Genomic DNA, 19,539 nt, shown 5'->3' with positions numbered 1-19,539 from the left:
CGCGTGGAATCCGGAACCTGGATCGACGTCCTGCTCGTGCTCGCCTTCATCCTCGTCGGCGGGGTGTTCGCCGCGACCGAGATCGCCCTCGTCTCGCTGCGCTCGGGCCAGGTGGACCGGCTCGAGAGCCAGGGAGGCCGCGGGCACGCCGTGGCCTCGCTCGCACGCAACCCCAACCGGTTCCTCGCGGCCGTGCAGATCGGCGTCACCGTGGCGGGCTTCTTCTCCGCGGCCTTCGGTGCGTCGACGCTGGCGCCGTCCTTCGCGCCCGCGTTCGAGGGCCTCGGGGTCCCCGCCCCCGAGACGGTGTCCCTGGTCGTGGTGACCCTGGTCGTGTCCTACCTCTCGCTGGTGCTCGGCGAGCTGGTGCCCAAGCGCCTCGCGCTCCAGCGCTCGGTCGGCGTCGCGAAGCTCTTCGCCCCGCCGCTGGGTGGCTTCGCCACCGTCATGACCCCCGTCATCTGGCTGCTGTCGCTCTCGACCAACCTGCTGGTGCGCCTGCTGGGCGGCAACCCGGACGCGTCCGGCGACGAGGTCGACGAGGAGGAGCTCCGGATGATGATCTCCGGGCACGAGGACATCCCCGAGGGCGAGCGCAAGCTCGTCGACGACGTCTTCGAGGCAGGCGACCGCTCGCTGGCCGAGGTGATGAAGCCCCGCGGTGACGTGGTCTTCCTCGCCGGCGACCTGACGCTCGCCGACGCGGTCCGTGTGATCGTCACCGAGCCCTACACGCGCTACCCCGTGACGGGCGAGTCGTTCGACGAGATCCTGGGCTACCTGCACCTGCGCGACGTGCTCGGCCACTCGGAGGACCGCACGCGCACGGTCGCGGACATCGTGCGGGACCTGCCCGTGCTGCCGCGCACCAACCGGGTCCTGCCCTCCATCGACCAGCTGCGTCGCCTCGGCGCCCACATCGCGCTCGTCGTCGACGAGTACGGCGGCACCGACGGCATCGTCACGCTCGAGGACCTGATGGAGGAGCTCGTGGGCGAGATCCACGACGAGTACGACCGCGACGCCGACATCGCCGCCTCCGCCGACCCCGAGACCGTCGACGCCGGCGTGACCATCGAGGAGTTCGGCGAGCGTACGGGGGTCGAGCTCGCCGACGGGCCCTACGAGACCGTCGCCGGCTTCGTGCTCCACGCCCTGGCCCGGATGTCGGTCGAGGGCGACCGGGTGGTCGTCGGCGACCACGTGCTGGAGGTCGCCCAGGTCGACGGGCACCGCATCACCCGGATCCGCGTCCATGCGCCCGCGCCCGCCGGCGGGGCTCCCGAGCCCCTCGATCCGGAATAGCGTTCGCCGCTGGTCGGTTGTGCCCGATAGACTGTGGGTGCAGGCCATGCACGTCGGTCTGCTTGACAACACAAGAGGGGCTGATCGGTTTCGACTTGGGACGTTAGTTCCAGGGGAAGCGGGTCGAGAAGCCAGCGTCATCTCGTAAACGATCGCTGGAAACTTATAGTTGCCAACTCCAAGCGCAACGACTTCGCTCTCGCTGCCTGAGCAGTGATCGAAGGGTCTGACCGGGCACCCGTCTCCGTCCCGGACCCAGGCCTCATCTAGGGGACTTGCTGATCACTCTCTGTCAGGAGGGGTGATCGGGACTCAATCCTGACTGGGCCTGTCGGCGACGTGTCTGTGCGAGCGCCGGGGCCGAGAAAAGCGACATCACTGACTGCACCCGGAGAAGACCTGGTTCGACGCTCGAGGACCGGGGTTCGATTCCCCGCAGCTCCACTGCGCTAGCCCTCTTGAGACGAGAGCCGCTCCGACACCCGTCGGAGCGGCTCTCGTGCGTGAACAGCGCTAGCGCGGGCCGGTCGCCGTCCACGGCGTGCTGGCCGCCATGTCCAGGGCGCGGCTCTTCACGAACGGGTCGGCCTGGTTGAACAGCCACGGCCGGCCGAACCAGACGAACCCGTCGACGTACTGGGCCGCCTGCTGGCGCTGCAGTGCCGGCAGTCCCCACTGGGGGTCGGCCGGACGTGGCGTCGGCGGGATGCCGAGGGTCACGCACCGCGTCATCGTGCGGCCGGTGCAGGTGCGCGCGTTGTTGCGCAGGCCCTTGGGGGTCGCGGACACCATGTCGCGCCACATCGTGGGGCGCCCGGACTTCGCGGTGTCGACGATGAAGTGCGGCGCGGCGTAGCCGTCGGCCACCAGCTCGGCGATGATCTCCATGCCGCGGTCGATGTTCTCGACCGGACCCGTGTAGTGGGTGGAGTCGAGGGCGAACCCCCGGGCGTACTGGATGCCGCTGAGCTCGAGGATCTTCGCGCAGCGGAAGGACTCCTGGGCGGTGCCGTTCTCGCACCAGTCGGCCGCGCCGGCGTCGATGTAGACGCTGGTGTTCGGCAGGGCGCTGAGGGTCTGCGTCGCCCACGTGAGCAGCTCGGACTTCACCGCGCGGTCGGGCGCGCACAGCAGGAACGGACCGTCGGGCTGCATGACGACGAGGGTGTGCGCGCTCCCGATGCCGGCCGCGAGCTCCTGGATCCACGTGCGGTAGCTGGCGGCCTCCTTGGCCGTGGTGGGCCGCTTGCAGGCCTCGCCCTCCCACGGCGCCATCCGGAAGACCGCCATCTGCACGAGGGTCTCGGGGTTGCCGGCCTGCGAGTTGGCCACGTAGTCGGTCACCGTCGACCGGACCCGGTTGTCCGGGAGGTACTTGGCGTACCACTTGGCGCGCGGTCGCTCGGCGATGGTCGCGAGTGCCTCCCTCGTCCGACCCGTCGACCGGGTGTACGGACGCCATACCTGGTCCTGCGGTCCTTGGTAGACCCCCCACAGGCGACGCACCAGCGGGTTCGTCGGGTTCTCCGGGTGCGGCTCGGCGGGTGCGATCCAGACGGGCTCGGACGACGCGGGTGCTCGGCCCGGCTGCCCTGCCTCGACGGCTGTCGCGGCCTGTGGCACTGCCGCGGGAGTCACGAGGAGGATCGCGCAGGCGAGGGTGCGGGCGAAGGTGACGAGGTCCATGGCGTGCGCCTGTACGGCGGTTCCTTCCGAGGTCGGCGGTCGCCCCATGGTGCGGGAGCCGGTGCGCCCGCCGCTCCGTTTTGAGCATTTCTGCTAGCCCACGAGGCTCTGGTGCTCGCTGCGAGGCGCGGCCGCGGCCGCGCCACCAGCCACGGCCCCCGAGCTGTGGCTGCGCCCGGAGAACACGTAGGTCAGGGCGAGCGCGACGACCGCCACCAGGGCGTACTCGAGACCGAGGAGCAGGTCGAGCCGGTCCCGGTCGGGGCCGGTGACCATGGAGAAGAAGAAGGCTCCGCCGAACGCGTTGAGGGTGGCGTGCCACACAGCGGCCAACGTCCAGCTCCCGCGGTGGTGTCGCACCATCAGGAGCACGATCAGCTGGAAGCCGGCGTTGCCCAGGATGCCCACCACTACCGGCATGTCGCCGGTGATCATCAACGGCAGGTGCCAGAGGATCCGCAGGGGAGCCAGCACCGCGAACGCCCCGAGCAGACCGAAGCGTCGCAGCAGGACGGGTGCGGCGAACGCGGTCCAGCCCGCTTCCTCGCCGAGGCCGACCATGACCAGCATGACCAGGAAGGTCACGGGGACCTCGGGCCACGCGCCGAGCTGCGTCGCCGTCGGCAGCGGCGCCCCCAGCGCGTGGTTGACGAGCACGATGGAGACGTGCAGGACGATCGGCGCCAGGACGGCCAGGGTGTACAACCAGGGCGAGGCGGCCCACCGGCGCAGGGACCGGCCCCACGCCCGCAACGCCTCCCGTCCCTGGCAGGACGTGACCACCAGGGCTGCGAGGGCCGGCCCGAGAGGTATGTTCTCCGGATGGCTGCCGATGCCCACCCCGGCCAGGATGTAGGGCATCCATCCGAGGACGCAGGCGAGCACGGCGAAGGTGGAGATCGGACATCTCCGGACGAGCTGGGTGGGGATGGCCATCGGGTCTCCCTGGGTCGTGCGGCACCGGTCGGAACCGCCTTCGCCACGCTCCCGCGACCCGGGCCCCGCGGGTATCAGGCCCCGGGCCCGACCCGGAGCGGTACTGGGGAGCCGGATCCCGGTGGGGTTCTCACTCTCCAGACCGAGGCGGGTCACCTCGAGACGGACCTAGGGTGAGTGCACCCCACCAGGCAGGACGCGATGACCGTGACCGCTGATCGCACGATCGAACGCCTCCGACGAGCCACCGCAGGTCCGCAGGGACGCCTCGCGTTCGACGTCCTCCTCGCCGCTGCCTGCCTGGGCCTGGCGCTGGTCGTCAACCTCGGTGGGTCCGAGTCGGTCGCGGCGAACCGCGAGGACGGTGCGCTGACCGTGGCGCTCACGGTGCTGGCCGTGGGGAGCCTGGCGCTGCGCAGGCGCTGGCCTCTGGTGACGCTCCTCCTCACGCTGGCGGGCGTCCTCGGCCTGGTCGTGATCGACGGCACCGTCGGCGCCGCCACCCTCGGCCCGATCGTGGCGGCGTACACCGCGGCTGCCCACGCGACGACCCGTACGGCCCACTGGGCTGCGGCGGTCGTGGCAGTGGCGCTCGTGCTGACGTGGTTCCTCGATCCCGTCGACCTCAGCAGCGAGGGCGCGGTCATCAACGCGGCTGCCTTCGGCGCGGTGCTGCTGCTCGGCACGGGTGTCCGCGACCGTCGCGAGCGCGCCGTCGTGGACGTCCGGGCCGCCACCACCCAGGAGCGACTCCGCATCACCCGCGAGCTGCACGACGTGCTCGGCCACTCGATGAGCGTGATGGTTGTGCAGGCGGGCGCTGCGGGACGGCTGCTGGACACCGGTGACGCCACCCGGGCCCGGGCCGCCGTCGCCGAGATCGAGCAGACCGGGCGGCGGTCGATGACCGAGATGCGCCACCTGCTGGGCATCCTGCGCGACGACGAGGAGGAGACGACCTCACCGAGGGCGCCCACGCCGACCCTGTCCGACATCGAGGCACTGGTCGCCCGGGTCGGCGAGGCCGGGCTGCCGACGATCCTGACCGTGACGGGTGAGCGTGGTGCCGTGTCGCCGGGCGTCGACCTCGCGGCCTACCGGATCGTGCAGGAAGCCCTCACCAACTGCCTCAAGCACTCCGTAGCGACGCGCGCCGAGGTGGAGGTCGCCTACGGCACGGACTCGCTCACCGTCGTCGTCACCGACGACGGCAGCGGGTCCGCTCGTGGATCGTCGAACGGCCACGGGCTCGCCGGGATGCGCGAACGCGTCGCGATGTACGACGGCGCCCTGAGCGTCGGCTCCGGGGCGGCAGGCGGCTTCCGCGTGCGGGCTGTGCTCCCGCGCGAGGTGGCCACGTGATCCGCGTCGTGGTGGCCGACGACCAAACCCTCGTCAGGAGCGGCTTCGCCCTGATCCTCGGGGCCGAGCCGGGCATCGAGGTGGTCGCAGAGGCCGTGGACGGGGCCGGCGCACTGGCGGCGGCCAGGCACCACCTGCCCGACGTCGTGCTGATGGACATCCGGATGCCGGGGATGGACGGCATCGAGGCCACCCGCCACATCACCTCCAGCCCGATCACCGCGGGTGTCCGGGTCCTCGTCCTGACGACCTTCGCCGCCGACGACTACGTCGTCGCAGCACTCCGTGCCGGAGCCAGCGGCTTCGTCCTGAAGGACACCGAACCCGCGGACCTGGTGCGTGCGGTCGAGGTCGTCGCCGCCGGTGAGGCCCTGCTCGCCCCCGAGGTGACCCGGCGGATGCTCGACCGGTTCGCGCGGGCGGAGAAGGCGGTGCTCACGCTGCCGCCGCTGACCCAGCGCGAGCACGAGGTCCTTGTCGCCGTGGCGCTCGGGTTGTCGAACCTCGAGATCGCCGACCGGCTCGTGGTGAGCTACTCGACCGTGAAGACCCACGTGAGCCACCTGCTCACCAAGCTGGAGGCGCGCGACCGCGCCCAGCTCGTCATGCTCGCCCACCGGGCGGGTCTGGGAGGGTGAGCGTCATGCACCTGGCACCGCTGACGCGCGAGCACGCCGAAGACCTCGCGACCTGGCGCTACGACCCTCCCTACGACCTCTACGACATGGTCGGAGCTGAACCCGACGAGCTGCTCTCGCCCGCGGTCGGCTTCCACGCAGTCCTCACCGGTGACGACCTGGTCGGGTTCCGCTCCTTCGGCCCCGACGGGCGGGTGCCCGGGTGGGACTACGACGACTCGGCACTCGACACCGGTGGCGGCCTCCGTCCGTCGCTCACCGGGCAGGGGCTCGGGCGCTCTGCCATCACGGCGGGACTGGACTTCGGCCGTGCCCACTTCGCGCCCGCCGCGTTCCGGGTCACCGTCGCGGCGTTCAACACCCGCGCGCTGAGGGTCGTCGAGTCCTTGGGGTTCGTCCGGGTCGCGGCCTTCGAGGCCGCGCGCGACGGGCGGGAGTTCGTCGTGCTGGTGCGCGACGAAGAGGGCTGAGCCTGCCTCAGATCCGGCGGGCGTGGACCGGCGCGGGGCCCGGCTCCGGGTGCAGGATCCCCGCCAGCACCTCGACCCCGTCCACGAGCCGCGGACCCGGTCGGGCGAAGTGGCCGTCGGCATCCACGGCCCAGACCGGCACGTCGGGGAACCGGTGACGTACGTCCTTCGCCAGCGCGGTGCTGCCGTCGAGGTCGAACCCGCAGGGCGCGCACACCACGAGGTCGGGGCGCGAACCCACAGCCTCCTCCCAGGTGATCCGGCTCGAGCGGGTCCCGGCGACGCCGATCGTCGGCTCGCCGCCGGCGCGGGTGACCATCTCGGGGATCCAGTGCCCCGGGGCGAAGGGTGGGTCGGTCCACTCGAGGACGAGCACGCGGGGTCGCGGACGTCCGGCCACCCGCGCAGCAACAACTGCCAGGCGCTCCTCGAGCGAGGCCACGACTGCAGCGGCCTCTTCGCGACGGTCGGTCAGGCGCCCCACCTCGACGATCGACGCGAGCACGTCGTCGAGGGTGTGGGGGTCGATGGTCGCGACGTCCGCACGGCAGCCCAGGAAGGACAGGGCGTCGTCGACGGTGCCGACGTCCACGGCACACACCGCACACAGGTCCTGGGTGACGACCAGGTCCGCGTCGAGCTCGGCCAGGGCGCCGGAGTCGAGTCGGTAGAGGTCCTCGCCCGCGGTCATCGCCGCGGCGACGAAGTCGTCGATCTCCTTCGGCGTCAGCCCCTCGGGCATCGCGGAGGTGGACACCACCCGGCGCTCGCGCGCAGCCGGGGGGTGGTCGCACTCGAAGGTCACGCCGACCACGTCGTCACCGGCTCCGACCGCGAAGAGGATCTCGGTGGCGGACGGGATCAGCGAGACGATGCGCACCCGTGGAGCCTAGGTGAAGTAGAGGTCCACGCCGGCCGGCGCGTCGTACATCTGCTGCGCCTTGCCCGGATCGATCCGCCGGGTGCCGAGGTGGTCGACGAGGAAGGCCAGCCCGTGCGGGGTCAGCCAGACATAGCGTCCCTCGCCGCACTGGCGCGAACGAAAGCCCGCATGCGTCTTCCAGCGGTGGTGTCGTCGACCCAGCGGGCCGGAGTTGTGGGAGCCGGTCTGCGGTGACCGGGGTGGACCCGTGTCGTCGTACGCCGTGGGGTGGTCGTAGTCGACGCGGCGGCTGGTGGACGTGGCGTAGGGCCAGTAGTCGCCGCCTGTCCGGAGGTAGGTCTGCTCCTTGAGCGACTCGGGGTGCTCGTAGGAGGTGGAGCGCACGCGCGAGGACAGGTCGCGCACCGGACGGACCGTCAAGCTCGTGCCACCCAGGAGGCTGCAGAGCGAGGAGAGGGCGACGGGTCCGAGGTCCTCGACGCGCGCAACGGCATCCGCGCCGCGAAGAGCCGCCTCGTGGAGGTGGACGTAGAGCACTGCCCTCGGTGCCAGCGGTGACAGGTCGGCGCCACGCAGGGCGTCGAGGAGGTCAGCGGGGAAGGCGGTGGAGCGGCTCGGCGTCTCGGGCTCGGACAGGGTCGGTTCGGTGTGCTCGAGCAGCAGCTGCAACAGCTCGGCGGGACGGGCGAGGAACCCGAAGGCGACGGCGCGGAGCTCGTCCGCGCGGGCGTGCGGGTGGGTCGGCGCGAGGATCTCGGCGACGCGCTCGACGGTCGCGGCGATCCAGACGGCGTCGCCGGCCTCGATGCGCGCGATGACGGTCCGGAGGCCGAACTCGTCGGTGCGCCCGAACCCGACGTAGCGCCGGGCCCGCTCGGCCTCCACCCGCTCGTCGTGGAGCGCCGGATCGGCTTCGATGATCTTCGCCTCGGCCACGGCGAGGACCCGACCGCCCGCCTCGTGCGCGATGATCCGCGCGACGGCGGCGTCGACGACACCGACCTTGTCCGCCGGCAGGTGTCGCGTCAGCCTCGCCACGCGCCGCGCGACGTAGACCTCGGCTCGACCGTCGAGCAGTGCCGCCCAGGTGAGGGGCAGGCGGTGCTGGAGGTCCAGCACGTCGGCGATCGCGTGGGTGGTCGCCGTGACACCGGTGCCGCGCGCCACGGCGATCTCGCCGAGGCAGAAGTCCTGCACGCGGGGCGTGCCCTCGCCGCCGAGATGGACCAGCACGTCACCGAGGACGCGTGCACGGCGACCGTCCGGCCCCTCGGTCGGGTCGCTCGAGTGGATCGCGGCCCACTGCGCCAGCACCTCGAGATCACGGACCTCGGCCAGCCGTCGCTCCCGCACCACGTCACCCGCGGCGGCCAGAAGGGCCGCTGCGTCGAGGTCGAGGAAGGAGTCGATCATGTGTTCTATTATAGGCAATGGGACCGACAGGCCACCGGCGCGACGTGATCTTCTGTGGACAGCCTGCCGGTGCCCCCGACGAGCGCTGCCCTTCCCCCTGCGAGTAGGAATGGCAGGTGACCCACGACCCGACGGACCACTTCGTCCACGTCCGAGGAGCGAGCGAGAACAACCTCCGTGACGTCGACCTCGACATCCCGCGTGACGCGATGGTGGCCTTCACGGGGGTGTCCGGGTCCGGCAAGTCCTCCCTCGCCTTCGGCACCCTCTACGCCGAGGCCCAGCGGCGCTACTTCGAGTCCGTGGCGCCGTACGCCCGCCGGCTGCTGCAGCAGGTCGGGGCACCGCACGTGCAGGAGATCACCGGGCTGCCACCCGCGGTGGCCCTCCAGCAGCGTCGCGGCGCGCCCAGCTCGCGCTCGAGCGTCGGCACCCTGACCACGCTGTCCAACCTCGTCCGGATGCTCTACTCGCGGGCCGGCACCTACCCCGCGGGAGCGGAGCGGTTGGCGGCCGAGGCGTTCTCGCCGAACACCGCTGCCGGGGCGTGCCCCACCTGTCACGGGCTGGGCGAGGCGCACGACGTCGCCGAGGACCTGCTCGTCCCCGACGAGTCGCTGAGCATCCGCGACGGGGCGATCGCGGCCTGGCCCGGCGCCTGGCAGGGCAAGAACCTGCTGCGGGTGACCAAGGCCGTCGGCATCGACGTCGACGTCCCGTGGCGCGAGCTCTCCCGCAAGGACCGCGACTGGCTGCTCTACACCGACGAGCAGCCACGCGTCCTCATCGACCGACGCGGCGAGGCCGACGACACGACGGGGCGCGACTACCACGGCACTTTCTGGAGCGCGCGCAAGCACGTGCGCCACACCCTGGCCGACACCAGGAGCCAGATGATGCGCGACAAGGCGATGCGCTTCGTCCGCAGCACCGTCTGCCCGGTCTGCCACGGCACCGGGCTGCGGCCCGAGTCGCTCGCGGTCACCTTCCAGGGACTGAGCATCGCCGAGACCAACGCGCTCTCGTTCGTCGATCTGGTGGCCCTGCTGCGACCGGTGGTCGAGCTCGGGGAGACGGAGGTGGCGGTGCGGCTCTGCAGGGACGTCGTGGAGCGCGTCGAGGTGCTGCTCGACCTCGGTCTCGGCTATCTCGCCCTGGGTCGCAGCTCCACCACGCTCTCGCCCGGAGAGGCCCAGCGGCTGCGCATCGCCACCCAGCTGCGCTCGGGCCTGTTCGGGGTCGTCTACGTGCTCGACGAGCCGTCCGCCGGCCTGCACCCCGCCGACGCCGAGCCCCTGCTCGAGGTGCTCGACCGACTCAAGCGCTCGGGCAACTCCCTGTTCGTCGTCGAGCACGACCTCGACGTCGTACGCCGTGCCGACTGGATCGTCGACATCGGTCCGGGCGCGGGCGAGGCCGGGGGACAGGTGCTCTACTCCGGCCCGGTCGACGGGCTCGAGCAGGTCGAGGAGTCGGTCACCGGGGCGCACCTCTTCGGGCGGGTCGCGCCGCTGGAGCGCCACGGTCGTACGCCTCACGGGTGGCTCCACCTGCGCGGCGTCAGCCGGCACAACCTGTCCGACCTCTCGGTCGACCTCCCGCTCTGCGTCCTCACCGCGGTCACCGGTGTCTCCGGCTCGGGCAAGTCCACGCTGGTCACCCAGGTGCTGGCCGAGCTGGTGCGACGACACCTCGGCCAGGCCCCCGACGACGCCGAGGAGACCGAGCTGGAGATCGACGTCGACGACGTGACGGGACTGGAGTCCTTCGACCGCCTGGTGCGCGTGGACCAGCGTCCGATCGGTCGCACGCCGCGGTCCAACCTCGCGACCTACACCGGCCTCTTCGACGCGGTCCGCAAGGTGTTCGCCGCCACGCCCGAGGCTCGGGACCGCGGCTACGGCGTCGGCCGGTTCTCCTTCAACGTCGCCGAGGGCCGCTGCGAGACCTGCCAGGGCGAGGGATTCGTCTCGGTCGAGCTGCTCTTCCTGCCCGGGACGTACGCGCCCTGCCCGACGTGCCACGGCGCGCGCTACAACGCCGAGACCCTCGAGATCACCTGGCACGACCTGACCATCGCCGACGTGCTGGGCCTCACGGTGGAGCAGGCGGCCGATGTCCTGGCCGACGTGCCGGCCGCCGCCCGCAGCCTCCAGACCTTGCGCGAGGTCGGTCTCGGCTACCTGCGCCTGGGCCAGCCGGCCACCGAGCTCAGCGGCGGCGAGGCGCAGCGGATCAAGCTCGCGACCGAGCTGCAACGGGCGCGACGAGGGCACGCGCTCTACCTGCTCGACGAGCCCACCGCGGGCCTCCACCCGGCCGACATCGCCCTGCTGCTGCGCCAGCTGCACCGCCTCGTCGACGCCGGCAACACCGTGGTGCTCGTCGAGCACGACCTGGACACCGTCGCCACGGCCGACTGGGTCATCGACCTGGGGCCCGGCGGTGGGGACCAGGGTGGCCGGGTGGTGGCCACGGGGACCCCGAGCGACGTCGCTGCCGCGCCCGGCAGCGCCACCGCCCCCTACCTGGCCCGCCACCTGGCCTGACGGGCACACTGACGCCATGGTCGACTGCGTCTTCTGCCAGATCATCTCCGGCGAGATCCCCGGCCACGTCGTCCTCGAGACCGACGACCTCGTCGCCTTCCTCGACACCCGTCCGGTCTTCAAGGGACACGTGCTGCTGGTGCCGCGCGAGCACGTCGAGACGCTGCCCGACCTCCCGGCCGGGCTGCGCGACGGGTTCCTCGCCGCCGCGCAGCGACTCGCCACGGCGGTCAAGGACGGGCTCGGGGCACAGGGCTCGTTCGTCGCGATCAACAACACCGTCAGCCAGTCCGTGCCTCACCTGCACCTCCACGTGGTGCCGCGCACCAAGGGCGACGGGCTGCGCGGCTTCTTCTGGCCCCGCACGAAGTACGCCGACGCCGAGGCAGCGACGTACGCCGAGCGCCTGAGGGCGGCCCTCGGCGCCGGGTGAGTCGAAGGGGTGTCAGCCGCTGCGGCCCGGGACCGGGTCGGACTCCGACGACACCTCGGGCAACGTGCGGAACGTCCACGGCTCGTCGCGTCGCCGCAGGGGATTGCCGGTCGCCTTCGCCGCGAGCACGACGGCTGCCGCGCCGACGAGCACCCCGGCGAGGACGTCCACGAAGAAGTGCCACCCGAGGTAGATCGTGGCCACGCTGGTGAGCCCGAGGAACGTCCACGCGGCCGCCCGGACCGCGATCGGCAGCCGCATCGCCTCGGCGACCAGGCAGATCGTGACCATCACGGCCACGTGCAGCGACGCGAAGGCGGCAATCGTCTGCACGGTGTTGGTGTCCCAGGGGCCGGAGAGGACCTCGATCCGGTCGGCCAGCAGGGTGTCGCGCACCGAGGTGTTGGGCGTGTGGGGCAGCGAGGCGAACCACTCGGGACGGGAGTACGTCGGGCCGAGCGACGGAACGGCGTAGTAGAGGGCAGCGCCCAGGCACCAGTCGAGGGAGATGGCGGTGACGTACCAGGCGCCGGCCGTCGACCTCCGGGTCCACACCAGTGCGATGGCCAGGGTGGCCGGCACCAGGCCGATCCAGATCAGGTAGACCGCCGCCATCAGCCAGTTGGCCCACGACGTGCCGAGCACGTCGTGCAGGAGGACGGCCGGGTCGTGGCCGAACCACAGGAACCGGTCGATCCGGGCCAGCTCGGGATCGGCCAACCGGTCGGTCACGAACGGGACGTAGCTCTTGAGGTTGCGGAAGGCGACGTAGGCGACGTACCAGGTCACCAGCCCGCTCACGGTGAACCGGATCTGGTCGCGGTTCCAGCGCTCGACCACCACCGCGCGGAGGGCATCGGCGGGTGCGGTGCCTCCACGACGTACGAGCAGGACCCAGCGGGTGGCGACGTCCAGCGCGACCGCCGAGGCCACGATCACCGGCAGCCGGAACCAGGTCGGCAGGGACGCGCCGTCAGGATCGCGCAGCGGCAGGTGGTGGGTCCATGCGACCAGCGCCGCCAGGACGGCCATCACGGCCGCCACGACGGCCGCGGCGCGGAACTCCCCCCGACCCATCCGCACACCGTAGCGACAATCGGCACCGGTAGCCTCGGTGGACCGTTCCACCTGGACCTCGCACACCCCGATCTCAAGGAGTCCCCATGGGTCGTTTCGACCGCCGCGTCGCCGTCATCACCGGAGCAGCGCGAGGCATCGGCTTCGGCATCGCCCAGCGCTTCGCCACCGAGGGTTCGTCCGTCGCGATCCTCGACCTCGACGAGTCCGCCGCCCAGGACGCCGCCTCCCGGCTCGAGCTGGCGGACGGGGCGAGGGCGATCGGCGTGGGCTGCGACGTCGTGGACGGCTCAGCCGCGGAGGCGGCCGTGCAGCGCGTCGTCGACGAGCTCGGTGGGATCCACATCCTCGTCAACAACGCCGGTGTCACCCGCGACAACCTGCTCTTCAAGATGACCGAGGAGGACTGGGACATGGTGATGGGCGTCCACCTCAAGGGCGTCTTCAACATGACCAAGGCAGCCCAGTCGCGGTTCGTGGAGCAGAAGTACGGCAAGATCCTCAACCTCTCCAGCGTCTCCGCGCTGGGCAACCGCGGCCAGGCCAACTACTCCGCGGCCAAGATGGGCATCCAGGGGCTGACCCGCACGCTCGGCATCGAGCTCGGCCCGTTCGGCATCACCGCCAACGCGATCGCCCCCGGCTTCATCGTCACCGAGATGACCGACGCCACCGCGCGGCGTCTCAAGATGGAGCCCGAGGAGCTGCAGCGCGTCAACGCCGAGGCCACGCCCGTACGACGTGTCGGGCAGCCCGAGGACATCGCTGCTGCGGCCGCCTTCCTGTGCAGCGACGATGCGTCCTTCATCACAGGCCAGACGCTCTACGTCGACGGTGGGCGCAAGCTCGGATGAGACCCAGATCACGGCCCTGACCTGCAGACATGCGGGTCGGGGCCGTGATGCGTTTTGCCCTGCCCCGTGGACGTGCCTACCTTGGTCGGCGGTCGAGAGACCCACCCGCACCGGACAACGCCGAGTCCTGCCCGACCGGAGCGGACCCCCGAGAACATACGAGGGCAGGAGTGGGGGACCCACAGGTTCCACGCCGGTCCGTGCACGTGTGCACGCGTCGGCTCGGGGTGAAGTCGCCGCAGGGCGGCGGGGCACTTTCCAGTCCCAACCCGACAGCTCACCTCACAGGCGTGGGAAAGGAACACCTCCATGCCTGCGACTTCTCGTACGGCGCGAGCCTGCGCGCTCGCCCTGGCCGGTCTCGGCCTCAGCGCCACCACGATGACCGCCCCGCCGGCCACCGCCGCGGACGGCGCCACCGGCACGGCCGGCGTCACCAGCAAGGCCACCGCTGCCCGCAAGGTCAGCGCCCGGGTGCTCAGTGCCCGTGACACCGCCCTGCGCCAGCGCGGTGACGCCTACGCCTACGGGGCGGCGGGGCCCGACCGCTTCGACTGCTCGGGCCTCATCCAGTACAGCTACCGCCGCGCCGGCTTCTCCGTGCCGCGTACGTCGGGCGCCCAGGCCGGTTTCACCCGCCGGATCGCCAAGTCCGACATGCGCGCCGGCGACCTGATGTTCTTCTACGGCAGCGGCGGCGTCTACCACGCGGCGATCTTCCTGCGCTGGTCGCGCGGGCACGCCGTCATGGTGCACTCGCCCGGCTCGGGCCAGCGGGTCCGGGTGGCCGTGCCGTGGACGTCCAGCTGGTTCGGCGGCACGTTGCGCCGGGCCTGAGAAGGGGGTGACAGGCTCGGATTGGTAGGCAGTTCCTGCTGATCTACCCTGTGGCGCGCCTTCGCGGATCGTCGAAGGCGCGCCCCCACACTTTGTGCCAGAACCACCGCTCGACACCCCCGCTGGATCGGAGCTCCCCGTGCGTCACCGTCTTCACCCGTCCTCGTCCAAGGCAGTCGTCGCCGCGCTCGTCGCGGCCTCGCTGCTCCTCGCCGGCTGCGGTGGCGGGGACGACGAGGAGACGCCCGCCGAGGCCGCTCCGTCCGAACCCACCTCCTCCGAGACGACCGAGGCGCCGCCCGAGCCGACCTACTGGCCGCTGACGGGTCTCGAGCGCACGGGCAATGCCCCGAAGCACCCGGTCATCGTCACGAAGGTCGACAACACCTCCTCGAGCGCCCCGCAGGTCGGGCTCGGCTCGGCGGACCTGGTCGTCGAGGAGCTCGTCGAGGGCGGATACACGCGCCTTGCGGCGTTCTACTACTCCAAGGTCCCGGCCAACATCGGCCCGGTGCGCTCCATGCGCGCCAGCGACATCGGCATCGTGCCGGAGGGTGCGACCGTCGTGACGAGTGGCGCTGCGCCGGTCACGATCAACCGGATCGACGGTGCCGGGATCCCGTGGATCACGGAGGGCGATGCGGGTGTCTACCGCGAGACCTCGCGGTCTGCCCCCTACAACCTCTTCGCCCGCCTCGGCGAGATCTCCAAGCGGCTCAAGGTCGAGGAGGAGCCGCCGGCCTATCTGCCGTGGGGCACCGAGGCCGACCTGCCCAGGGGCGGCAAGGCGAGCACCCTGACCGCCGACTTCGGCGCGCACTCGACCTCGTGGCAGTTCCAGGACGGCGGCTACGTCAACACCGACTCCTACGCCGCCGAGGGCGACCGGTTCCCGGCCGACTCCGTGCTGGTGCTGCGGGTCAAGGTGGGCGACGCCGGCTACCGCGACCCGGCTGGTTACCCCGTTCCCGAGACCAAGTTCGAGGGCAAGGGCGCCGCGCTGCTCTTCCACGGCGGCCGCGTGATCCGGGGCACCTGGACCAAGGACGGGCTGACCGGCGCCATCGAGCTGTCGACCAAGGACGGCGACCTCGCCGTGCCGGCCGGTCACGTGTGGGTCGAGCTGGTCCCGGCCGTCAACGGCGACCTCACGTTCGCGAAGTAGGCCCCGCGCCGCTCTCCAGCTGGTGCTGGAGGCCGGCCAGGATGAAGCCGATCGCGGTCTCCACCCGGAGCGCCGCGGACGCCGGGTCGTCGCTCGCCGCCACGGACCCGCCGGCGGCGGACATCGCCCCGAAGAAGATGCGGGTGAACGTGTCGAGCATGGCGTCGTCGAGTTCCCACGCGTCGGTGTCCAGCGCGGAGCGGACGATCTCGTCGACGATGGCGTACGTCGAGCGCTCCTCCTGCTCGCGGAACCGCTCGTGCCCCAGCACCGAGGGGCCGTCGGAGATGACGATCTGCCGGTAGGCCGGCTCCTGCACCGCGGTGAGGAACGCGCGCAGCCCGGCCTGGGCCTTGTCCCACGGGTCCTTGTGCCCGTCGGTGGCCCGGGAGATCCCGCTGGTCGCGCGCGACTCCACCCGCTCGAAGGCGGCCTCGAAGATCGCCTGCTTGCCGCTGAAGTGGTGGTAGAGCGCGCCCTTGGTGACGTCGGCGCCCCCGACGATCGCGTCGAGCGAGGTCGCGGTGTAGCCGTTCTCGGTGAAGAGCCGCTCCGCGACGTCGACGAGGGCACGCTTGGTGGAGGCCGAGAAGCGCGCACGCCGAGTCATGGGCGCAGCCTAGGTGACCTGTCCAGGTGGTGACCCGACTCACGGCGGAGTGGTTGGCGCTCCCGGGAAGGGCTTGGCATACTCGAAGTACGTACTTCCGGTATGTCACCAAGGAGACCGCCATGACCTGGACGTCCCACCACCGCCGCGCGGACGTGCTCCGCGCCGTGATCGCCGCCGCCGACCACCGCCTCGACGGCCGCCTGCCCCTCGACGTGGAGGGCGTCGCCGACACCTTCGGCGACGAGCTGACCCTGCTGGGGGCGCTGACCCTGCGCTGGCACACCCGCCTGGCCGGCCACGTCGAGCGCGAGCTGTCCGACCAGCCCCTCGACCTCGAGAACGCCGTCGCCCTCGCGTGGCTCGCGGCCGCCGAGGACATGCCCGGCATCCGGGCCGTCATCGACCACCACGTCGCCCACCCCACCAGCCCCGAGATGGCCCGCACCCTGGCGGTCGCGACCACCAAGGAGCACGAGATGCTCGCCCTGATGGCGGGTCGCGCCAGTGGGCCGGGGGAGGCCGCCGCCCGGGTCGGGCGGTCCATCGAGGCCGGAGCGCGGACGTCGTACGTCCCGGGCGCGCGCCGGCGGACCGAGACCGGCGCGCCGTCGCTGGTCCAGCGGCTGAAAGCGGTGCTGGCCGCCTGAGCGCCTGTCATGATGGACCGCATGCAGCTGGCATCGGGGATGCTGCTGGTGGCGACACCGGCCCTGCAGGACCCCAACTTCGTCGACACCGTCGTGCTGCTGCTCGACGTCAACTCGGAGGGGGCGCTCGGCGTCGTGCTCAACCGACCGTCACAGGTCCCGGTCGCCGAGGTGCTCGAGCCCTGGGGTGACGCGGTGGCCGAGCCGGAGGTCCTCTTCCGCGGGGGACCGGTCGGCACCGACGGTGCCCTGGCGGTCGCGGCACTGCGTGACCCGCAGGACGTGCCGGTCGGGTGGCGGCCCGTCGCCGGGCTGCTCGGCATGGTCGACCTCGACACCCCGACCGAGCTCGTCGACGGCTCGCTCACCGCGCTGCGGGTCTTCGCCGGCTATGCCGGCTGGGGCGCCGAGCAGCTCGAGGGCGAGGTAGAGGAGGGCAGCTGGTACGTCGTGACGGGGGAGGCGGACGACGCCTTCCGGGTCGACACGAGCGGACTGCGCCGCGACGTGATGCGACGCCAGCCGGGCATGCTCGCCTGGCACGTGACCCGCCCCGTCGATCCCGACCTCAACTGACCCGTGAACTAGGCTGCCCCATCATGAGCACCATCGGATTCTCCCCCGGCAGTCAGACGATCGAAGAGCGTCAGACGGTGCCCACCGACGAGGGCGACCACGAGCGGTTCTCCCACTACGTCCCCAAGGACAAGCTCACCGAGGCCATGGTCCTGGGCACCCCTGTGATCGCGCTGTGCGGCAAGGTCTGGGTCCCCTCGCGGGCCCCGGAGAAGTTCCCCGTGTGCCCGGACTGCAAGGAGATCTGGGAGTCGATGAAGCCGGGCGACAAGCCCGGCGGCTCTGGCGGCGACGGCTCGGGTCCCGAGGCGTGACGGGGCGGCCCGAGCTGCCGCTGCCCCCCGCGTGGCCCGACCGGGCCGCCTGGGGCACCGCGCCCTCCCTCCGCGCCTGGCAGCAGGCGGCGATGGACTCCTACCAGTCGCGCCAGCCCCGCGACTTCCTCGCCGTCGCCACCCCCGGTGCCGGCAAGACGACCTTCGCGCTGACCGTCGCGGCCGACCTGCTGAGCCGACGCATCGTCGACCGGATCACGGTCGTCGCTCCGACCGAGCACCTCAAGACGCAGTGGGCCGAGGCCGCGGCCAAGGCCGGCATCCCGATCGACCCGACCTACTCCGCCGGCAAGGGCCGCACCTCCGACGACTACGTCGGCATCGCGGTGACCTACGCCGGGGTGGCGGTCAACCCGCTCGCGATGCGCATCCGCACGGAGCGCTTCAAGACACTGGTCATCCTCGACGAGATCCACCACGCCGGCGACGCGCTGTCGTGGGGTGAAGGTGTGCGGGAGTCCTTCGATCCCGCCACCCGCCGGCTCTCCCTGACCGGCACGCCGTTCCGCTCCGACATCAACCCGATCCCGTTCGTCACCTACGCGCCCGGCGAGGACGGCATCCCCACGTCGCTGCCGGACTTCACCTACGGCTACGCCCACGCGCTGGCCGACCACGTCGTGCGCCCGGTCCTCTTCATGGCCTACTCCGGCGAGATGCAGTGGCGCACCCGTGCCGGCGACGAGATCGTGGCCCGACTCGGTGAGCCGCTCACCAAGGACATGCACGCCCACGCACTCCGTACGGCCCTTGACCCGCAGGGGTCCTGGATGCCCGCCGTGCTGCAGGCGGCCGACAGGCGACTCTCGGAGGTACGCCGTCACGTCCCCGACGCCGGCGGCATGGTCATCGCCAGCGACCAGGAGACCGCGCGCGCCTACGCCGGCCTGCTCAAGAAGATCAGCGGCGAGTCACCGACCGTCGTGCTCTCCGACGAGAAGGGCGCCTCGAAGAAGATCGCGACCTTCACCGAGTCGGAGAAGCGCTGGATGGTCGCGGTGCGGATGGTCTCCGAGGGCGTCGACGTGCCGCGCCTCGCGGTCGGGGTGTGGGCGACCACCACCTCGACGCCGCTCTTCTTCGCCCAGGCCGTGGGCCGCTTCGTCCGCGCGCGCTCCCGCGGCGAGACCGCATCGGTGTTCTTGCCGTCGGTGCCGACGCTGCTCGAGTTCGCCTCCGACATGGAGGCCCAGCGCGACCACGTGCTCGGTCGCCGGGTCACCGACGAGGACGACATCTTCGCCGCGGAGAACGACCTGCTGGCCGAGGCCAACGCGGGGGAGGGTGCCTCCGACGAGCTGGAGATGTCGTGGGAGGCGCTGGGCTCGACGGCGTCCTTCGACCACGTGCTCTACGACGGGGCCCAGTTCGGCCACTCCGGCGAGGTGCTGTCCGGCTCGGAGGAGGAGATGGACTTCCTCGGCATCCCCGGGCTCCTCGAGCCCGACCAGGTGCGCGAGCTGCTGCACTCGCGGCAGAGCGAGCGTGCCCGCAAGCAGAAGGCCGACGGCCTGGAGGACCGGGTCGTGGACTCGGTCGAGCAGCTCAGCACCCACCAGCAGCTCGGGGTGCTGCGCCGCGAGCTCAACGGGCTCGTCGCCGCGTGGCACCACCGCACCGGGCAAGCGCACGGCATCACCCACTCGACGCTGCGCAAGGAGTGCGGCGGACCGCCCGCCGCGGTGGCCAACGCCGACCAGCTCCACGAGCGGATCAACCGGATCCGCGAGTGGGCGATGCGTCAGTCGTCCTGACCGACC

At 71.7% G+C, this 19,539-nt stretch carries 19 protein-coding genes, 1 other RNA gene and 1 riboswitch; of the genes, 14 read left to right on the top strand and 6 right to left on the bottom strand.

Annotated elements, in window-relative coordinates; translation table 11 throughout:
* Window positions 1-3: 3 nt before the first annotated feature.
* A complete protein-coding gene (locus BM127_RS00390; RefSeq protein WP_091192970.1) occupies window positions 4-1,305 on the top strand; it encodes a hemolysin family protein in 1,302 nt (433 codons plus the stop codon).
* 76 nt (window positions 1,306-1,381) lie between these two features.
* Window positions 1,382-1,752, top strand: a transfer-messenger RNA (tmRNA) gene (gene ssrA, locus BM127_RS00385).
* Between the two features lie 66 nt (window positions 1,753-1,818).
* On the opposite strand, the gene BM127_RS00380 is transcribed toward ssrA, so the two are convergent.
* Both BM127_RS00380 and BM127_RS00375 read right to left on the bottom strand, forming a co-directional pair.
* On the bottom strand, window positions 1,819-2,991 hold the full coding sequence (locus BM127_RS00380; protein ID WP_157829631.1) for a glycoside hydrolase family 6 protein: 1,173 nt from the start codon (window positions 2,989-2,991) through the stop codon (window positions 1,819-1,821).
* Between the two features lie 93 nt (window positions 2,992-3,084).
* Window positions 3,085-3,927 carry a CPBP family intramembrane glutamic endopeptidase gene (locus tag BM127_RS00375; protein WP_091192965.1) on the bottom strand — a complete coding sequence of 281 codons (843 nt, stop codon included), beginning with the start codon at window positions 3,925-3,927 and terminating at the stop codon, window positions 3,085-3,087.
* A gap of 207 nt (window positions 3,928-4,134) precedes the next feature.
* Between BM127_RS00375 and BM127_RS00370 the strand changes: the two genes are divergently transcribed.
* Genes BM127_RS00370 through BM127_RS00360 form a run of 3 tightly spaced genes read left to right on the top strand, consistent with a single transcriptional unit; the run spans window position 4,135 to window position 6,397 of the window.
* On the top strand, window positions 4,135-5,289 hold the full coding sequence (locus BM127_RS00370; RefSeq protein ID WP_157829630.1) for a sensor histidine kinase: 1,155 nt from the start codon (window positions 4,135-4,137) through the stop codon (window positions 5,287-5,289).
* Window positions 5,286-5,927 (top strand): response regulator, encoded by a 642-nt coding sequence (locus BM127_RS00365; protein ID WP_091192962.1) that lies wholly within the window; start codon window positions 5,286-5,288, stop codon window positions 5,925-5,927. The genes BM127_RS00370 and BM127_RS00365 overlap by 4 nt, the downstream gene beginning before the upstream one ends.
* Before the next feature lie 5 nt (window positions 5,928-5,932).
* Window positions 5,933-6,397 carry a GNAT family N-acetyltransferase gene (locus BM127_RS00360; RefSeq protein ID WP_139227526.1) on the top strand — a complete coding sequence of 155 codons (465 nt, stop codon included), beginning with the start codon at window positions 5,933-5,935 and terminating at the stop codon, window positions 6,395-6,397.
* Window positions 6,398-6,404: 7 nt separating this feature from the next.
* On the opposite strand, the gene BM127_RS00355 is transcribed toward BM127_RS00360, so the two are convergent.
* Window positions 6,405-7,277, bottom strand: coding sequence for a cobalamin-binding protein (locus tag BM127_RS00355; protein ID WP_091192957.1), 873 nt, complete (start codon window positions 7,275-7,277; stop codon window positions 6,405-6,407).
* 9 nt (window positions 7,278-7,286) lie between these two features.
* Window positions 7,287-8,693, bottom strand: a complete 1,407-nt coding sequence (locus tag BM127_RS00350) for a hypothetical protein (protein WP_091192954.1) — start codon at window positions 8,691-8,693, stop codon at window positions 7,287-7,289.
* Window positions 8,694-8,809: 116 nt separating this feature from the next.
* On the opposite strand from BM127_RS00350, the gene uvrA reads away from it, so the two are divergent.
* Together uvrA and BM127_RS00340 are read left to right on the top strand one after the other, a co-directional pair.
* The gene (uvrA, locus tag BM127_RS00345; RefSeq protein WP_091192951.1) at window positions 8,810-11,242 is read left to right on the top strand and encodes an excinuclease ABC subunit UvrA; all 2,433 of its coding nucleotides are present in this window, start codon (window positions 8,810-8,812) and stop codon (window positions 11,240-11,242) included.
* Between the two features lie 16 nt (window positions 11,243-11,258).
* Window positions 11,259-11,675 (top strand): HIT family protein, encoded by a 417-nt coding sequence (locus BM127_RS00340; protein ID WP_091192949.1) that lies wholly within the window; start codon window positions 11,259-11,261, stop codon window positions 11,673-11,675.
* Window positions 11,676-11,687: 12 nt separating this feature from the next.
* On the opposite strand, the gene BM127_RS00335 is transcribed toward BM127_RS00340, so the two are convergent.
* Window positions 11,688-12,752, bottom strand: coding sequence for a phosphatase PAP2 family protein (locus BM127_RS00335; protein WP_091192946.1), 1,065 nt, complete (start codon window positions 12,750-12,752; stop codon window positions 11,688-11,690).
* 86 nt (window positions 12,753-12,838) lie between these two features.
* On the opposite strand from BM127_RS00335, the gene BM127_RS00330 reads away from it, so the two are divergent.
* The 3 genes from BM127_RS00330 (at window position 12,839) to BM127_RS00320 (ending at window position 15,608) form a co-directional block, all read left to right on the top strand.
* A complete protein-coding gene (locus tag BM127_RS00330) occupies window positions 12,839-13,606 on the top strand; it encodes an SDR family NAD(P)-dependent oxidoreductase (RefSeq protein ID WP_091192944.1) in 768 nt (255 codons plus the stop codon).
* A 108-nt stretch (window positions 13,607-13,714) separates the two neighbouring features.
* A riboswitch (cyclic di-AMP (ydaO/yuaA leader) is annotated at window positions 13,715-13,910 on the top strand.
* Between the two features lie 5 nt (window positions 13,911-13,915).
* Window positions 13,916-14,443 (top strand): C40 family peptidase, encoded by a 528-nt coding sequence (locus BM127_RS00325; RefSeq protein ID WP_091192941.1) that lies wholly within the window; start codon window positions 13,916-13,918, stop codon window positions 14,441-14,443.
* A gap of 139 nt (window positions 14,444-14,582) precedes the next feature.
* A complete protein-coding gene (locus BM127_RS00320; RefSeq protein ID WP_157829629.1) occupies window positions 14,583-15,608 on the top strand; it encodes a DUF3048 domain-containing protein in 1,026 nt (341 codons plus the stop codon).
* On the opposite strand, the gene BM127_RS00315 is transcribed toward BM127_RS00320, so the two are convergent.
* Entirely contained in the window at window positions 15,592-16,218 is a 627-nt protein-coding gene (locus BM127_RS00315; protein ID WP_091192937.1) for a TetR/AcrR family transcriptional regulator, read from the bottom strand. The genes BM127_RS00320 and BM127_RS00315 overlap by 17 nt on opposite strands.
* A 122-nt stretch (window positions 16,219-16,340) precedes the next feature.
* On the opposite strand from BM127_RS00315, the gene BM127_RS00310 reads away from it, so the two are divergent.
* Genes BM127_RS00310 through BM127_RS00295 form a run of 4 tightly spaced genes read left to right on the top strand, consistent with a single transcriptional unit; the run spans window position 16,341 to window position 19,533 of the window.
* Entirely contained in the window at window positions 16,341-16,868 is a 528-nt protein-coding gene (locus BM127_RS00310) for a hypothetical protein (protein WP_091192935.1), read from the top strand.
* A 21-nt stretch (window positions 16,869-16,889) separates the two neighbouring features.
* Window positions 16,890-17,444 (top strand): YqgE/AlgH family protein, encoded by a 555-nt coding sequence (locus BM127_RS00305; protein ID WP_231263151.1) that lies wholly within the window; start codon window positions 16,890-16,892, stop codon window positions 17,442-17,444.
* A 23-nt stretch (window positions 17,445-17,467) separates the two neighbouring features.
* Window positions 17,468-17,758: a DUF3039 domain-containing protein gene (locus BM127_RS00300; RefSeq protein WP_091192930.1), complete on the top strand. Its 291-nt coding sequence runs from the start codon at window positions 17,468-17,470 to the stop codon at window positions 17,756-17,758.
* Window positions 17,755-19,533 carry a DEAD/DEAH box helicase gene (locus BM127_RS00295; protein ID WP_091192927.1) on the top strand — a complete coding sequence of 593 codons (1,779 nt, stop codon included), beginning with the start codon at window positions 17,755-17,757 and terminating at the stop codon, window positions 19,531-19,533. The genes BM127_RS00300 and BM127_RS00295 overlap by 4 nt, the downstream gene beginning before the upstream one ends.
* The last annotated feature ends 6 nt before the right edge of the window (window positions 19,534-19,539 follow it).

Source organism: Nocardioides alpinus (genome assembly GCF_900112035.1).
GTDB classification, from domain to species: Bacteria; Actinomycetota; Actinomycetes; order Propionibacteriales; family Nocardioidaceae; genus Nocardioides; species Nocardioides alpinus.
The sequence above is the reverse complement of the archived record's forward strand: the minus strand, read 5'-3'. Positions and strand labels throughout refer to the sequence as shown.

Coding starts and splice junctions, on each gene's coding strand:
- BM127_RS00380 (WP_157829631.1), bottom strand. CDS start 2,991: ATGGACCTCGTCACCTTCGCCCGCACCCTCGCCTGCGCGATCCTCCTC.
- BM127_RS00310 (WP_091192935.1), top strand. CDS start 16,341: ATGACCTGGACGTCCCACCACCGCCGCGCGGACGTGCTCCGCGCCGTG.
- BM127_RS00330 (WP_091192944.1), top strand. CDS start 12,839: ATGGGTCGTTTCGACCGCCGCGTCGCCGTCATCACCGGAGCAGCGCGA.
- BM127_RS00300 (WP_091192930.1), top strand. CDS start 17,468: ATGAGCACCATCGGATTCTCCCCCGGCAGTCAGACGATCGAAGAGCGT.
- BM127_RS00360 (WP_139227526.1), top strand. CDS start 5,933: ATGCACCTGGCACCGCTGACGCGCGAGCACGCCGAAGACCTCGCGACC.
- BM127_RS00350 (WP_091192954.1), bottom strand. CDS start 8,693: ATGATCGACTCCTTCCTCGACCTCGACGCAGCGGCCCTTCTGGCCGCC.
- BM127_RS00305 (WP_231263151.1), top strand. CDS start 16,890: ATGCAGCTGGCATCGGGGATGCTGCTGGTGGCGACACCGGCCCTGCAG.
- BM127_RS00325 (WP_091192941.1), top strand. CDS start 13,916: ATGCCTGCGACTTCTCGTACGGCGCGAGCCTGCGCGCTCGCCCTGGCC.
- BM127_RS00315 (WP_091192937.1), bottom strand. CDS start 16,218: ATGACTCGGCGTGCGCGCTTCTCGGCCTCCACCAAGCGTGCCCTCGTC.
- BM127_RS00375 (WP_091192965.1), bottom strand. CDS start 3,927: ATGGCCATCCCCACCCAGCTCGTCCGGAGATGTCCGATCTCCACCTTC.
- BM127_RS00335 (WP_091192946.1), bottom strand. CDS start 12,752: ATGGGTCGGGGGGAGTTCCGCGCCGCGGCCGTCGTGGCGGCCGTGATG.
- BM127_RS00340 (WP_091192949.1), top strand. CDS start 11,259: ATGGTCGACTGCGTCTTCTGCCAGATCATCTCCGGCGAGATCCCCGGC.